Raw genomic sequence first — 15270 nt, forward strand, 5'->3', positions numbered from 1 at the left:
GAGTAATCCTATGGGCCAAATAACAAGAAAGCCCACATCTCTGCGGGCTTTCTGGTAAAATCTTGTCTCTTAAAAATGAGCACAACGCTTCACACCACCCGTTAATTTGGGAAGTGCCACCACCAAGTAATGTGTAATGAAGCTAATGAGTGTGTCATTGTTAATCGCTATATTGAGTTCTGTATTTCGTGCCTATAGGAAAACCCAGCTGGGCTATAAAGTCAATTGAATATTACTCAAAAACACTGAAAAATGTATCCAGTGGTGTCTATTGTTGATTTATTGAACGCAAAGCGTTGCTTCCCGCTAAAAATAGTTATTATTTGACACAATTAATTCACTAATCCCAGCAGTATTTTTATTGGTATTCTTGTACAATAAACAGATGATTACAGAGACTCTATTGGCCGATCTTCACAGCCACACGACCGCATCAGACGGTCAACTTACACCAACTCAATTAATTTCTCGCGCCATTGAAAAGGGCGTAGAGATGTTTGCGATTACCGACCACGATACCGTTGGCGGTTTAGCAGAAGCACACATTGCCAACCTTGCGCATGCAACGCCATTGAAGCTTATCAACGGTTGTGAAATCTCGACGCGTTGGAACAGTTTTGATATTCATATTGTGGGCCTTAACGTCGATATTACCCATACGGGCTTATTAGATTTTTTAACTCAACAACGCGAATTACGTGAAGTGCGCGCCCAAGAAATTGGCGAGCGTTTAGCCAAAGCAGGTATTGAAGGGGCTTATGAAGGCGCCAAAGCCATTGCTGGCGATGCGGCATTAAGTCGTGGCCACTATGCAAGATGGTTAGCCGATCATGGCCATGCGACAGATATGCCCAGTGTGTTTAAAAAGTATTTAGCCCGCGGAAAAACCGGCTATGTGCCCAATAATTGGGGCGACATGGCCAATGCCATTGAACATATTCATCAAGCGGGCGGTGTTGCGGTGCTTGCCCACCCAAGTGGTTATAAATTGTCGGCAAAGTGGCTTAAGCGCTTAGTGCGCGAATATGCAGAAGCGGGCGGCGATGCGATGGAAGTTATTTTGGGGCAGCAAACGCTGGACGACCGAAACAATCTTATTGCACTGAGTAAACTTAATAACCTGCTTGCGTCTGTGGGCAGTGATTTTCATTTTCCTAGTAATTGGATTGAACTAGGCAAAAACTTATACCAACCCCAAGGTGTTGAGTGGGTTTGGCAATCTCAAAATTGGATGGAACGGACATGAGTCAATTTTTCTATATTCACGATGAAAACCCACAAGCGCGGTTAATAAACCAAGCCGTGGCGATTCTTAAACAAGGTGGGGTGATTGTGTACCCTACCGACTCGGGTTACGCATTGGGTTGTATGATTGGCGACAAAAACGCCATGACACGCATGGTGCGTATCCGTAAGATTGAAAACGACAATAACTTTTCGCTAATGTGCCGTGATTTATCTGAGCTGGCCAACTTTGCTCGCGTAGACAACCAGGCGTACCGCTTACTTAAAAGCTGCACACCAGGGCCCTATACCTTTATTTTTAAAGCGACCAAAGAAGTGCCGCGCCGTTTGCAGTGCGATAAGAAACGCACCATTGGTATCCGTGTGCCGAACAACTTAATTGCACTTGCTTTACTTGAAGCCCTCGATGAGCCAATGATGACCACCAGTTTGGTGATGCCAAACGAGCAAACAGCAGAGTCAGATCCTGAGCATATCCGCGATATTTTAGAACACCAAGTTGATGGCATTATTCACGGCGGTTATTTACCCGAGAAGCAAACCACCGTCATTGATATGTCAGAAGATGAAGTGGTTATTTTGCGTTACGGCGCAGGCGATACCAGTGCATTTGAATAAGCTCGCGATTTGTTTGAGTCCAAAGGGATAACCATGCAGGGCATTCAACAGAGCCTTCCACTAGCGGTGGTGCGCGGTCAAGCGATGGACAGCATGCCACTCGACTTGTTTATCCCGCCTGAGGCACTTGAAGTCTTTTTAGAAACCTTCGAGGGGCCTCTGGATTTACTGCTGTACTTAATCCGTAAGCAAAAGCTGGATGTGGTTGATTTACCTATTCAGCAAATTACGCAACAATATTTAATTTATATTGAGATATTGACCGAGGCACGGATTGAATTAGCCGCTGACTACCTGGTTATGGCCGCGACCTTAGCTGAAATTAAATCACGCTTATTGTTGCCCAAAATGGCGCATGAAGACGATGAGGAAGAAGATCCTCGCGTGGTTCTTATTCGCCAATTAAAAGCCTACGAGGTGATTAAGCAAGCCGCAGCAGATTTAGATGAACTGCCGCGAATTGAGCGTGATGTGTTTCAAGCCTCTGTGGTTGCAGCCCCAGGTATTAAGCCAGTCGTTGTGCCACCCGAAGTGTCGTTAGCCGATATAGCCCGCGCTTTTGGCGAAGTGTTAAAACGCATAGATGCTAACGAAGACCATCATGTTAAGCGCGAACAATTATCAACCCGTGAGCGCATGAGCCAAATTTTAGCAAAGCTGTCTAGCACTGAATATCTTGGTTTTGAGCATTTGTTTGATGTCAGTGAAGGTCGTGCCGGTGTGGTTGTCAGCTTTTTAGCGTTAATGGAACTGGTGAAAGAGTTGCTGGTGGAATTAGTGCAAAATGAACCGTTTTCGCCTATCTATGTAAAAGCTTTTTAGCGTTTATCTTAATGAGTCATTAGCACTATGAATCAAATCAATGCTATCCAGCTTAAACAATTAATTGAAGCCAGTTTATTTGTACTGGGTAAACCACTATCAATCAAAGTCTTAAAAGAAACCGTATTGGCTGACTTTAACGTGTCACGGGTGCGCATTCAAGAAACCCTCGATGAACTTCAGCTCGATTATCAAGATCGCGGCGTACAACTGGTTAAAGTTGCCAGCGGTTATCGTTTTCAAACCCAAGAAATCCTCAGTCCATTCTTACAACCGCTATGGCAAGAAAAAGCCCCTAAATACTCGCGTGCCACCATGGAAACCCTTGCGGTTATTGCCTATAGGCAGCCGGTGACCCGTGGTGATATTGAGCAAATCCGTGGTGTAGCCATCAGCACTCATATCATTAAAAGTTTGCTTGATCGCAATTGGATTAAGGCTGTTGGTCATAAAGAAGTACCGGGACGTCCCGCGCTGTACGCGACTACTCATCAATTTTTAGATTACTTTGGTTTAAAAAAATTGGCCGATCTACCTGCTTTAACGGATGTTGCATCGTTACAAGCACTTTTTGATAAAGCCAGTATAGCCTTGGATAACTCTGAAGATGATAGCAGCGATAATGATACAGAAACGCGCATTGATAATAATGACAGTGACACCATTGAAAACGCTAGCAATGAGCACGACACTGAAGTTAATCAGTTAAATGATGACTCAAATGATAACTCAAATGATGACTCAAACAATGGCTTAGATAATGACTTAGACAATGGCTTAAGCAATGACTCAAGCGATGACACTGTCGATCCAAGTGATAACCACTTTACGCATTAGGCTAGCACGTAAACTTACTATCTCTCCTTAAGGTTTATTGATTAAATGAATTTTATGTCCACACTTTATTATTGATGATAGCAGCCTTACTGGTTTGAACGGGCATTTCAGTTAGCATGTAATCGATTAATCGTTGTCCCGTTAAGCTTAAAAAGCGCCTGGATGGATAGACTAAAAACACCACACCAACATATGGTTGTAACTCGTTAAATAACCGAATTAATTTGCCTTGTTCAACATCCTCAACACAGATCCCATACGGTAAGTAACCAATACCTCGACCTAGGCGAGTGGCTTCATACGCCAGTTGAATACTGTTGGTGCATAAATTGCCTTTTACCGCCTGCAGCACATCATTGGCTAATGGTACTTCGCTAAAGGTTTTACCATTGGGGAAACGAAACAAAATTGAATTGTGTTGTTCAATATCGCTTATGCTCTTTGGCGTGCCCGCTTTTGCAAGATACTCAGGACTGGCAAAGAAACACATTTCTTCATAAAGCACTGGTTTTGCCACCATATCGAGCTCGGTAAATGTTTCATTTACCATAAACGCGATATCAATATTATTACGCACCATATCCAAAGGCTCGGTGCTGGTAATAATTTCAATGGTGAACTTAGGATTTTCATCCATAAAGGCAAATATTTTGTTCACAATTTGCATTATCTGCGGCACCGGAAACATCAAAATGCGTAAATGGCCGGTGAGCTCAGCTTTATTGTCTGTTATATCGGCGATGGTTTGATCAAGCTCAGCTAACATCACTAAGGTTTTTTCGTAAAACTGGCTGCCGGCAGAGGTGAGCGATATCGCGCGGCTTAAGCGATGGAACAGCTTGATATTTAATGATTCTTCAAGCGACAGTAACCTTCGGCTTACCGTTGATTTAGGCAAATTCAGCAAATTAGCGGCTTCCAATATACTGCCTGTTTCTACAATTCGATGAAACAAGGTAATGTCTTCGGTTTTCATAGTAATTACTCGCAGATTAATCGTTAAGTCAAACTCAAATAATGGGATTGATGTTCCCAAACAAACCCATTTATTGCAACCATAAATCAGCGTATCGTTTACCTATTATTGTCAGAATTAATTATCAAACATTTAATACCATTCTTTTATGTCTGTTATCTGCCTAACTCCAAGGATTTATCGATGAAATATCACTCAATGTTACCGTTAACATTGCTTGCTACTGTGCTTATTGCTGGCTGTTCTCAAGCAGAAAAGACCGTAGAGAAAGAAGTCATTCGCCCAGTAAAGTTATTTGAAATCACTGAGTCAGCCGCTAATCAAGTGCATAAGTTTCCTGCGAAAGTGACAGCCAATAGCCGTGCAGAGTTGTCGTTTCGAGTCTCCGGTCAATTGGTGAATCTTGACCTTGTTGAAGGGGAAGTGGTTAAACAAGGTTTTTTACTCGCTAAATTGGATGATCGCGATGCGAAAAACAACTTAATGACCAGTGAAGCAAATTACGAGTTTTTATCGGCAGAGTTTACCCGTAACCAGGCAATGTTTAGTCGCCAACTGATATCTCAGGCCGAGTTTGACAGCAGTAAAGCGCAATTGAAAACCGCTAAAGCGGCATTAGAAGCCGCGAAGGATCAACTCAGCTACACCCGTTTAGAAGCGCCATTCAGTGGCACTATTGCGAAACGTATGGTCGACAATCATCAAATCGTCCAAGCTAATCAAGGCGTGTTAACTCTGCAAAATAATCACTTACTCGACATCAGCATTCAAGTGCCTGAAGCGATAGTGGCCAAGTATGCCCAAACGGTCACTCATGCTTTAAAAGCGAAAGTGCGTTTTAGCGCCATGAACGACAGAGTTTTTGATGCCTATTTTAAAGAATATTCTACCCAGGTAACCCCTGGTACACAGGCTTACGAAGTGGTGTTTTCATTAGAACAACCGCAAGATGTGCAATTGCTGCCGGGCATGAGCGCTGAACTTATCATTGCACAAACAACCCATGACCAAAGCGTATTTACCGCAGTGGTACCGATGACCGCAGTGGATAAAGATGACACTAACGCCAATGTTGTGGTGTGGAAGTATGATCCACAAAGTGGTGAAGTGAGCCCGGTAAATGTGACTCTCGGGCGTGTGAGTAATGAAGGTGTAGAAGTGTTAACGGGTATACAAAAAGGCGATCTTCTTGTGGCTGCTGGTTTATCACAACTGTCTGTTGGCCTAAAAGTAAAACCATTACGCTGGCAGCGAGGAGTATAAGCGATGAGTGTTGCTGAGTACTCTATTAACAATAAAGTCATTAGTTGGATGTTTACCCTGTTACTGCTTATTGGTGGCAGCGTTGCCTTTACCGGTTTAGGTCAGCTTGAATTTCCAGAATTTACCATTAAACAAGCATTGGTGATTACAGCTTATCCGGGAGCCTCACCTGAGCAAGTGGAAGAAGAGGTCACTTTACCGCTTGAAAATGCATTACAACAACTTGATGGGGTAAAACACATTACCTCAATCAACAGTGCAGGCTTATCACAAATTCAAATTGAGATTAAAGACAGTTACGACAAACAGCGTTTACCACAGGTGTGGGACGAAATGCGTCGTAAAGTGAGTGATACTCAAGGGCAATTACCGCCAGGTTCGTCTTCTTCGCAAGTGATAGATGACTTTGGCGATGTGTACGGTATTTTGCTTAACTTATCGGGTGATGATTTCAGTAACCGTGAACTGAGCAATTATGCTGATTATTTACGCCGTGAACTGGTATTGGTTCCCGGTGTAAAGAAAGTGTCAGTTATCGGCAATATTACTGAGCAAGTTGTCATTGAAATATCACAACAAAAATTGTCTGCTTTAGGGTTAGATCAAAATTACATATACAGCTTAGTGAACAACCAAAACGTGGTGTCTAATGCAGGCAGCATCGTGATTGGTGACAATCGGATTCGACTGCACCCCACAGGCGAATTTAATTCGGTTAACGCATTGTCTCGTTTAGTGGTGAGTTCACCTGGCAGTACTGAGCTGATTTACTTAGGTGACATTGCTCGTATAGCTAAAGAGTTTGATGAAACCCCAAGTGTGATTTATCACAACCGTGGGCAATTGGCATTGAGCTTGGGGATTTCATTCTCAGGCGGCGTCAACGTGGTTGATGTGGGTGAAAAAGTCACCGAACGTCTTGAGCAGTTGGAATCACAGCGCCCTATTGGCATGGCGTTAGATACGGTATACAACCAAAGTCATGAAGTGGATAGCACGGTTCAAGGTTTCTTAATTAACTTGCTTGAATCGATTGCGATTGTTATCGCTGTATTGTTGTTATTTATGGGCTTGCGTTCGGGCTTATTAATGGGACTTATCCTGTTACTGACCATTTTAGGTACTTTCATTATGATGAAGGTGCTGGGTATCGAACTACAGCTTATTTCACTAGGGGCATTAATTATTGCGCTGGGGATGTTGGTCGATAACGCGATTGTGATTACCGAAGGGGTATTGATTGGTCTGCAGCGTGGCAAAACGCGCTTAGCCGCCGCAAAGCTTATTGTGTCGCAAACTCAGTGGCCATTACTCGGTGCAACAGTGATTGCCATTATTGCTTTTGCCCCTATTGGTTTGTCGCAAAATGCCGCCGGTGAGTTTTGTCGCTCGTTATTCCAGGTGTTGATGATTTCGTTGTTCATTAGCTGGATCACGGCCATTACCTTAACGCCATTCTTTTGTAATGTGTTGTTTAAAGATGCAGAGCCCACTGACGAAGAAGTTGATCCCTACAAAGGGTGGTTATTTACCGCATACCGCGGCACATTATCCATTGTACTGCGATACAGAATAGCGACCTTGCTGTTAGTGCTGGTGATGTTGGCGTCGGCGGTATTTGGCTTTGGCTATATTAAGAATGTGTTTTTCCCTGCGTCGAATACACCTATTTTCTTTGTCGATGTGTGGATGCCAGAAGGTACAGACATTAAAGCCACTGAGCGTTTTGTGACTAAAATTGAGCACAAGCTTATTGCAGAAGATAAGCAAAATGGCACGGGTATGGTGCATTTGTCGAGCGTGATAGGTCAAGGTGCACAACGATTTGTTTTACCTTACCAGCCTGAAAAAGGTTATGCCGCGTTTGCACAGATCATCATTGAAATGGAAGATTTAGATGCGGTTAGAGCGTATATGCCTGAGGTTGAGCGTTTTTTAGCGCAGAACTTCCCGCAAGCGCAATATCGTATGAAGATGATGGAGAATGGCCCGTCGCCAGCCGCAAAAATTGAAGCGCGCTTTTATGGTGAAGACCCACAAGTGTTACGTGCGTTAGCAACCCAGGCCAAAGAGATTTTCAATAACGAACCGGCAATGGACAGTGTTCGCCATGATTGGCGCAATCAAGTGCCGGTGATCCGCCCACAATTATTGAATGCGCAAGCACGTGAAACCGGTATCAGTAAACAAGATCTGGATAACGCCTTATTGCTTAACTTTAGCGGTAAGCAGATAGGCTTATATCGTGAAACCAGTCACTTACTGCCTATTGTTGCCCGGGCGCCGGCAGAAGAGCGTTTACAAGCTGATAGCTTGTGGAAAATGCAAATCTGGAGTGCCGAGAACAATACGTTTGTCCCCGCGACTCAAGTGGTCAGTGAGTTTACCACTGACTGGGAAAACCCGTTGGTGATGCGCCGCGACAGAATTCGCATGTTAGCCGTATTAGGCGATCCTAAATTGGGTTCAGACGAAACGGCAGACTCGGTGCATCGTAAAGTGAAAGCGAAAGTCGAGGCCATTGAACTTCCTGCAGGTTATCGCTTTGAGTGGGGCGGCGAGTATGAATCTGCTGGTGAAGCACAAACGGCGGTATTCAGTTCTATTCCGCTCGGTTATTTAGCGATGTTTTTAATTACCGTATTGCTGTTTAACTCGGTAAGGCAACCGTTAGTGATTTGGTTTACCGTGCCACTTGCTGTCATTGGTGTCTCAGCCGGCTTACTGCTGTTTGACGCGCCATTTAGTTTTATGGCTTTACTTGGCTTACTGAGCTTGTCAGGTATGGTGATTAAAAACGGTATTGTATTGGTTGAGCAAATTAACCTCGAGCTTCATGATGGCGCAGCACCGACGAATGCATTAGTGCATTCTTGTGTCAGCCGTGTTCGCCCTGTCATGATGGCGGCCATCACCACCATGTTGGGGATGATCCCGTTAATCAGCGATGCCTTCTTTGGCTCAATGGCTATTACTATTATCTTTGGTCTTGGCTTTGCGTCATTGCTGACTCTAGTGGTATTGCCTGTGATGTACAGCTTATTGTTTAACATCCGTTTTGACCGCCAAGATATTACTGCACATTAGTTTATCGTTGGGCTCATGATAAAACCGCTGACACATTTAACCGTGTCGGCGGTTTTTTTTGCTCGTTTGTCACATTCAGCGTATAATCTTGGCACTTTTCTAATTGTATGCGTCACAGGCGGGTACAATCCTAAAAAGACAATAAAGTAAAAGTAATTAACCTTTTGCTTTCTATCGAATTTCTTTAAAGAGTCCCCGCTAATGAGTGAAAAATTGCAGAAAGTCTTGGCCCGTGCAGGCCATGGCTCCCGTCGTGAGATGGAGGCATGGATTGCTGCAGGCCGAGTTAGTGTTGACGGTGAAATTGCTGGTTTAGGCGATCGTGTTGAGGCTGATGCCAAAATACGTATTGATGGCCGTGCCGTTTCATTAAAGTCAGCTGACGACATCGTTTGTCGTGTGTTGGCTTATCATAAACCTGAAGGTGAAATTTGTTCGCGCAAAGATCCTGAAGGTCGTACGACTGTGTTCGAACGTTTACCTAAAGTGCGTGATGCTCGCTGGGTTGCGGTAGGTCGTTTAGATATTAATACCTCTGGTTTATTGCTGTTTACCTGTGATGGTGAACTCGCTAACCGTTTGATGCACCCATCAAACGAAGTTGAGCGTGAATACGCTGTGCGTACTTTTGGTGAAGTACCAGAAGCGGCGGTACAACGTTTACGCACCGGCGTAACCTTAGAAGATGGTCCTGCGCAGTTTGACAGCATCAAAGCGGCTGGCGGCGAAGGCATTAACCAATGGTGGCACGTGACATTACGTGAAGGACGCAATCGTGAAGTGCGTCGTTTATGGGAATCACAAGAAGTGCAGGTGAGCCGTTTGATCCGTGTGCGTTATGGTCAAGTTGAGTTACCAAAAACGTTGCCACGTGGCGGTTGGATTGAATTGCCAATTGACCAGGTTAACTATTTACGTCAACTTGCAGGACTTGAGCCTGAAACACGTTCATTATTGGGTTCTGACAAACACAGTGTCGCTCGCTCTAAAGTGAAAAGTGCTAAAATTCGTCGTGCGGTACGTAAACACAAAGTGGGTTCAAACCACGGAAAACCAACACGTCAACGTGATTAATCACATGATGTCGGTTTTACCTCTAAAGGTCGCGAAAGCGGCCTTTTTTATTGACTGTAATTTTATGTAATTCTGCTTGTTTAAAGTCCAATCTCAGATATGATCCGCACCATTAATTAAAACGTTCCGCGCAAGCTCTTTATGGGGCTTCGGTATTATTGTGAGTCATTGAACATGATGAAGAAATTGTTTGCTGGTTTATTGGTGTTATTTGTTGTTGGTTGTGCATCAGCGCCAAGCTGGGAAGGCATGTCAGAGCGTGAAATTAGCCAGTGGAAATCGATTGGTTTTGATGCCACTCAAGCTCAAAATTGGCGCGTTCGAGGTTTTGGTGCAACGGAAGCTGATGGTTGGGTTCAAGCTAACTTCAGTTTAGATACCGCAACTATTTGGGCTAAAGAGTCTTTTAATGTAGAAGAAGCACAAGTGTGGTCTGAAGCGGGCTTTGAAATTGAAGATGCAGTGACCAATCGCAGTAAAGGCTTAACACCGGTTAGAGCTAATTAATCTTACTGTTTATTCCGTATTTTTTGGTATTTTTTGTGAGTATTAAGCATGAGTGGGTTGCTGTTAACTCACTCAGTTTGCTGTAATTTAAATCGAATTGACGAATTTTGAAGCGTTCGGTTCGCTCAAGTAAATATTTTTGTTGCTTGAGGTCAAAAAAACAGTAAAGTATGCACCAAGTTAAACGGGACGTGAAAAACGCACCAGATTAACGTAGTGAAAATCAAAATTTAGTGCCTTGATATTTGATATCAAAACACAACAAGTTTTGCCCGAGTGGTGGAATCGGTAGACACAAGGGATTTAAAATCCCTCGCTGAATAAGCGTGCCAGTTCAAGTCTGGCCTCGGGTACCATTATAATCTCTAGCAATAGAGAGTGGTGTAAAAAAGCCTCAACATTAGTTGGGGCTTTTTTATGTCTGAAATTTGGGTTTTATCGTTAAGGTTTAAAATTCAAATCTAAATCCAAATTAAAGTCAAAAAAATCCCTCGCGCTCTGGTTGAACATCAGGCGTGCAAGCGCAAGTCTGGCCTCGGATACCATTATTGATATACGAGCTGCTAGCAATAGAGAGTGGTGTAAAAAAGCCTCAACATTAGTTGGGGCTTTTTTATATCTGAAATTTGGGTTTTATCGTTAAGATTTAAAGCCCAAAGCAGCTCTGCTTGAACATCAGGCGTGCAAGCGCAAGTCTGGCCTCGGGTACCATTATTGATATACGAGCAGCTAGCAATAGAGAGTGGTGTAAAAAAGCCTCAACATTAGTTGGGGCTTTTTTATGTCTGAAATTTGGGTTTTATCGTTAAGGTTTAAAGCCCAAGGCAGCTCTGGTTGAACATCAGGCGTGCAAGCGCAAGTCTGAACTCGGGTACCATTATAATCTCTATTTATAGAGAATTGTTTTGCGCTAAAATACGTTGACGCTGTTAATCAAAGGCCAGTTGCTTATGCTGCTGGTCTTTTTTATGTCTGATATTTGGAGTTTTGAACGGTAACGAGCGATGAGAGATAATGAGTCCAGATGCTAGGGTGGACGTTTTCCTGCGAGTTCGCTACACGGCTATAAGGGCGAGTTATTTCAGTTATTCGAAGTAAGGCAGGATAGCCGCAGTAATAGTCACTAGCAGCGAAGCGCTCTAGCCGCTAGTGTTTATTACATTTAGTGTCTCGGCTAATCGTTTATCAATGCTTTTAATGCTGGTGAAGCTTTAAAGCTGGGCTGATTAAATCCTGCTATTTCCATCGCTTCACCCGTTTGAGGGTTTCGGCCTGTTTTAGGTAAATAGAAGCGTAATTCAAATGTACCAAATTGTGGGATATAAATTTTCTCGCCTTCCGCTAAGCCTTGATGAATAACACGTAATATCTGTTCGAGATGCTGTTTCGTCTCAACTTGAGAGGTGTCCATTTTTTGTGCCATGGATTGGATGAGTTGCTTTTTATTCATAGGGATCTCTACTGCTTGAATGCGTCAAGCGCTCCTTATAACAATTCGAGATCTGTGTTCCTAGTTGTCTGTAGATAATTTAATGTTAACTGACTATTTTTTATATAAATGATTGAAAATTGAACGTTGAAGTAACGCTTTGGTATTAACTTTTGTTGTTAAAATGTTTCTGTCATCCAAAGTAGGCCATTATTTGCAATAATGATTATATTCGTTTCACTGCAAGGGTAAACGTGACAATATTGAGGTGTCGAAGGCTATGGGGAACAGCATGTTGAGTCAAGCTGCGCGATCTATTCATATCAGTATCATCGGTGTATTACTCTTGTGTATATCGCCATCTTCTTTGGCGAGTGAGCCACATCATTACGACAATCTCATCCAGCATCTGCAATTACAATATTTGGCTGAACCTACAGCGCAGCGAGCACAATACTTAGCGATATTACAATCGGGAACAGATGCAGAACAGCTAGAATACATCGACAGTATTCAACAAAGCGTCGCCACATTTTGGCATCAAAAACAGGTTCCATTGGCCTATGATACTTTAGACGATAGCGCGTCTGTTATTGCTAAAAATATTGCCCTCGAACCTGCCGTTGAAGACTACCTTGGCGTGATTAATTATCTACGAAAATTAATGTGGCTAACCCAAACACAAGACTGGGATGCGATTGAGCCCGGTGGATTGTTGCGTCCTGGAGATGGCCATCCGAGTATTAAGCAAATTAACCAGCGTTTATGGTTACTTGGTGATGGCAATGAATACCTTGCCGATGAAGTGTTGTATTTACCTGCGTTAGCGCAAAGCGTGAAGCGTTTTCAGTCCAGGCATGGGTTAACCTCTGACGCCGTCATTGGGCCTAAAACCTTATTTTGGCTCAATCAAACCCCACTACAAAGAGCAACATTACTCGCTAAAAGCTTTGTCGAAAAAACCACCTATTTAAGCCAATTACCGCAACCCTATTTATTGATTAATATTCCGGCGTTTCAAATGGTATTAGTCGAGAACAATCAAGTGGTGTTGGCGTCAAAAGTGATTGTCGGTAAATCTTATCGACAAACGCCGGTTATGACAGGGCAAATCTCTAATATCATTATTAACCCAACATGGACTGTGCCGAGGCAACTGCTACGCCAAGATATTTTGCCGCAAATCCAATCAAATGGTCATTACTTTAATGACAGACATTTTGATGTGTTTGATTTTGACGGTAATAGAGTCGATAAAACCCCACAACAATGGCAACAGGCGGCAGTAGGGCGTTTTCCTTACCGTGTGGTGCAACGCCCTGGTGGTGATAATGCATTAGGCCGTTATAAATTCCATTTTAATAATGACCAAAGTATTTATTTACATGACACGCCAAGCAAATCACTGTTTTCAAGATCCGACAGAGATTTGTCGTCAGGTTGTGTACGGATTGAAAAAGTACAACAACTTGCCGATTGGTTTGCTAACCATTTAGTTATTGATAAGCGTACCTGGAGCCGATTGCAGAACAATTACACCAAAACACAATGGTTTGCTTTATCGGACACATTACCAGTGCACATGGTGTATTGGCGCGCTTGGGTGGATGATGAACATATTGCACAATACCGCGATGATATTTACCAATTAGCTCCGGTTACTCCCGTGAATTTATTAAGTCAAAAAACGCAACCTCAAGCACGAGTTCAATAATGCGTCTTCATTGTGAAATCACATAAAACCCTAGCTGATGAAGTAAAGTTAATTATTGTCTATTTTACTCATAAGCACTTGAGGCACATCACACTCCTGCATTTTTACTGTGTGTTTATTGCACAGTAAAAAATATCCCCACTTGCATTTATAGTCATTAATGTTTAATTTACTGGTCAGTTGGATAAAAAACCAACAATGGTGCTTATGCCCATTGTGAAGATGAAATCGTGCTTTAATACCAATTCCATTAATTATGTGACCAATCAGAGTCACTCAGATTGTTCAGTTTGAGGCGCATTGTTGAAATAATGGTTATTCCCTTTTAAGGCAATGCAACAAAGAAATGAACGGTCTGAGTGTCTCCTGCAAGGCGGGTTTCTGTGCCTTCTATGCTGCTTAATAGCATTTTGACGTACGACTGCATGGATGCAGGAGGTAGAGCAATGCAGGAGCTGTTGCCGAGAGCAACTATGCCTACAATTCTATTACTTGCCTAGAAGACACAGAACTCCCGCTGAATGACCAGATAATTAATGGAATTGGTATAAGCCGATAAATTATGTAAATCGATAAATTAAGTGGTGTAAAAATGACAATTGAGTGCCTAACTCGTCGACAAATTTTATTAGGCTTAAGCGGTGTCGCTGTAGCAACAATGCTACCTAACACCGCGCAAGCAAGCCGTTCTACTCATGGTGTTAAAGACCTTCATTTTTTTAATCGCCATACTGGTGAAAGAAGTCAAGGTAGCTTTTGGATTGATGGCCAATATCAAGCTGAAACGTTGACTGATTTTAATCAAGTATTACGCGACCATCGGCAAAATGTGGCGGCACCGATTGATAAACGATTATTTGAGTATTTGTATAAATTACAGCTTACCTTAGATAATCAAGACGAAATCCATGTAATCTCTGCTTATCGTTCACCAAAAACGAATCAAATGCTGGCATCGAAAAGTAACGGTGTCGCTAAAAAGAGTTATCACATGAAAGGCATGGCAATGGACATTGCTATTCCGGGTGTGAGCACTAAAAACCTTCGTGATGCCGCAGCTTCATTAAAATTAGGTGGAGTGGGGTTTTATCCTCGAGATGGTTTTATTCATGTTGATTGTGGTCCCGTAAGGCGTTGGGGTTAATAGTCTTTATATCTTCTTGTGAGATGTAGGTAGCTATGGTAATATCCGCGCGCTTTATTTGAGTCATCGTTGGTCGAAAATGATGACGCCTTTATACTTTATTATTTATTAAGTGAGTGACTAATGTCTTACACAATCAACGCACAAACCCGCACTGAAATCGGGAAAGGTTCGAGCCGCCGCCTACGTCATGCTGGTCAAGTGCCTGCTGTAATCTATGGCCCAAGCAATGAGCCTGTATCAATCAAGTTTGAACACAAAGACATCATTAACATCCAGTTAAACGATGACTTCTACACTACTGATTTAACTATCGCTGTAGAAGGTAAAGAAATCAAAGTACGTGTACAAGCTGTACAGCGTCACGCTTTCAAGCCAATGATTGAACACATTGACTTCAAATTTGCTTAATCGCTAATTTGAAAAAAAGCGCCTAAGGGCGCTTTTTTTGTGTCTTAATTTTATGCTGGCACCTGGCACCTGGCACCTGGCACCTGACACCTAACACTTAAAGCAACACCTGGATCCCCAATATAAGCATTTTGGGACGGGGT

Annotated in this window: 12 protein-coding genes, 1 tRNA gene and 1 pseudogene; 12 read left to right on the forward strand and 2 right to left on the reverse strand. The window is 42.9% G+C overall.

What is annotated here, in order from left to right; translation table 11 throughout:
- The first annotated feature begins 385 nt into the window (after positions 1–385).
- The 4 genes and pseudogenes from rnm to scpB form a co-directional block, all read left to right on the forward strand.
- A complete protein-coding gene (gene rnm / locus AC19MV_RS11425) occupies positions 386–1246 on the forward strand; it encodes an RNase RNM (RefSeq protein ID WP_432401193.1) in 861 nt (286 codons plus the stop codon).
- A complete protein-coding gene (locus AC19MV_RS11430; RefSeq protein WP_498307666.1) occupies positions 1243–1863 on the forward strand; it encodes an L-threonylcarbamoyladenylate synthase in 621 nt (206 codons plus the stop codon). Before rnm ends, AC19MV_RS11430 begins: the two co-directional genes overlap by 4 nt.
- A gap of 33 nt (positions 1864–1896) precedes the next feature.
- Positions 1897–2685 carry a segregation and condensation protein A gene (locus tag AC19MV_RS11435; RefSeq protein ID WP_432401188.1) on the forward strand — a complete coding sequence of 263 codons (789 nt, stop codon included), beginning with the start codon at positions 1897–1899 and terminating at the stop codon, positions 2683–2685.
- A 27-nt stretch (positions 2686–2712) separates the two neighbouring features.
- Positions 2713–3306 (forward strand): annotated as a pseudogene (scpB, locus tag AC19MV_RS11440) (SMC-Scp complex subunit ScpB); the annotation flags it as partial.
- 268 nt (positions 3307–3574) lie between these two features.
- Here the strand turns inward: scpB and AC19MV_RS11445 are convergent.
- Positions 3575–4558 carry a LysR family transcriptional regulator gene (locus AC19MV_RS11445; RefSeq protein WP_498307668.1) on the reverse strand — a complete coding sequence of 328 codons (984 nt, stop codon included), beginning with the start codon at positions 4556–4558 and terminating at the stop codon, positions 3575–3577.
- Between the two features lie 123 nt (positions 4559–4681).
- Here AC19MV_RS11445 and AC19MV_RS11450 point away from each other — a divergent pair, with 123 nt between their 5' ends.
- The 5 genes from AC19MV_RS11450 (at position 4682) to AC19MV_RS11470 (ending at position 10785) form a co-directional block, all read left to right on the forward strand.
- On the forward strand, positions 4682–5761 hold the full coding sequence (locus AC19MV_RS11450) for an efflux RND transporter periplasmic adaptor subunit (RefSeq protein ID WP_498307670.1): 1080 nt from the start codon (positions 4682–4684) through the stop codon (positions 5759–5761).
- A 3-nt stretch (positions 5762–5764) separates the two neighbouring features.
- The gene (locus AC19MV_RS11455) at positions 5765–8848 is read left to right on the forward strand and encodes an efflux RND transporter permease subunit (RefSeq protein ID WP_432401182.1); all 3084 of its coding nucleotides are present in this window, start codon (positions 5765–5767) and stop codon (positions 8846–8848) included.
- 201 nt (positions 8849–9049) lie between these two features.
- Entirely contained in the window at positions 9050–9922 is an 873-nt protein-coding gene (gene rluB, locus AC19MV_RS11460) for a 23S rRNA pseudouridine(2605) synthase RluB (RefSeq protein ID WP_432401180.1), read from the forward strand.
- A 174-nt stretch (positions 9923–10096) separates the two neighbouring features.
- Positions 10097–10429 (forward strand): hypothetical protein, encoded by a 333-nt coding sequence (locus AC19MV_RS11465; protein ID WP_498296179.1) that lies wholly within the window; start codon positions 10097–10099, stop codon positions 10427–10429.
- A gap of 270 nt (positions 10430–10699) precedes the next feature.
- Positions 10700–10785 (forward strand) — tRNA-Leu (locus AC19MV_RS11470).
- An 818-nt stretch (positions 10786–11603) separates the two neighbouring features.
- Here AC19MV_RS11470 and AC19MV_RS11475 read toward each other — a convergent pair.
- Positions 11604–11879 carry an HU family DNA-binding protein gene (locus tag AC19MV_RS11475; RefSeq protein WP_498307672.1) on the reverse strand — a complete coding sequence of 92 codons (276 nt, stop codon included), beginning with the start codon at positions 11877–11879 and terminating at the stop codon, positions 11604–11606.
- 271 nt (positions 11880–12150) lie between these two features.
- On the opposite strand from AC19MV_RS11475, the gene AC19MV_RS11480 reads away from it, so the two are divergent.
- The 3 genes from AC19MV_RS11480 (at position 12151) to rplY (ending at position 15127) form a co-directional block, all read left to right on the forward strand.
- Complete coding sequence (locus AC19MV_RS11480; RefSeq protein WP_498307674.1) at positions 12151–13572, forward strand: L,D-transpeptidase family protein; 1422 nt, start codon at positions 12151–12153, stop codon at positions 13570–13572.
- A gap of 592 nt (positions 13573–14164) precedes the next feature.
- Positions 14165–14716 (forward strand): peptidoglycan L,D-endopeptidase MepK, encoded by a 552-nt coding sequence (gene mepK / locus AC19MV_RS11485; protein WP_432402642.1) that lies wholly within the window; start codon positions 14165–14167, stop codon positions 14714–14716.
- Between the two features lie 123 nt (positions 14717–14839).
- On the forward strand, positions 14840–15127 hold the full coding sequence (gene rplY, locus AC19MV_RS11490) for a 50S ribosomal protein L25 (protein WP_432402644.1): 288 nt from the start codon (positions 14840–14842) through the stop codon (positions 15125–15127).
- The last annotated feature ends 143 nt before the right edge of the window (positions 15128–15270 follow it).

The organism is Shewanella sp. MF05913 (assembly GCF_059758095.1).

Bases quoted from the DNA above. Each gene is read 5' to 3' on its own strand.
- rnm (WP_432401193.1), top strand. From the start codon at position 386: ATGATTACAGAGACTCTATTGGCCGATCTTCACAGCCACACGACCGCA.
- AC19MV_RS11430 (WP_498307666.1), top strand. From the start codon at position 1,243: ATGAGTCAATTTTTCTATATTCACGATGAAAACCCACAAGCGCGGTTA.
- AC19MV_RS11435 (WP_432401188.1), top strand. From the start codon at position 1,897: ATGCAGGGCATTCAACAGAGCCTTCCACTAGCGGTGGTGCGCGGTCAA.
- AC19MV_RS11450 (WP_498307670.1), top strand. From the start codon at position 4,682: ATGAAATATCACTCAATGTTACCGTTAACATTGCTTGCTACTGTGCTT.
- AC19MV_RS11455 (WP_432401182.1), top strand. From the start codon at position 5,765: ATGAGTGTTGCTGAGTACTCTATTAACAATAAAGTCATTAGTTGGATG.
- rluB (WP_432401180.1), top strand. From the start codon at position 9,050: ATGAGTGAAAAATTGCAGAAAGTCTTGGCCCGTGCAGGCCATGGCTCC.
- AC19MV_RS11465 (WP_498296179.1), top strand. From the start codon at position 10,097: ATGATGAAGAAATTGTTTGCTGGTTTATTGGTGTTATTTGTTGTTGGT.
- AC19MV_RS11475 (WP_498307672.1), bottom strand. From the start codon at position 11,879: ATGAATAAAAAGCAACTCATCCAATCCATGGCACAAAAAATGGACACC.
- AC19MV_RS11480 (WP_498307674.1), top strand. From the start codon at position 12,151: ATGTTGAGTCAAGCTGCGCGATCTATTCATATCAGTATCATCGGTGTA.
- mepK (WP_432402642.1), top strand. From the start codon at position 14,165: ATGACAATTGAGTGCCTAACTCGTCGACAAATTTTATTAGGCTTAAGC.
- rplY (WP_432402644.1), top strand. From the start codon at position 14,840: ATGTCTTACACAATCAACGCACAAACCCGCACTGAAATCGGGAAAGGT.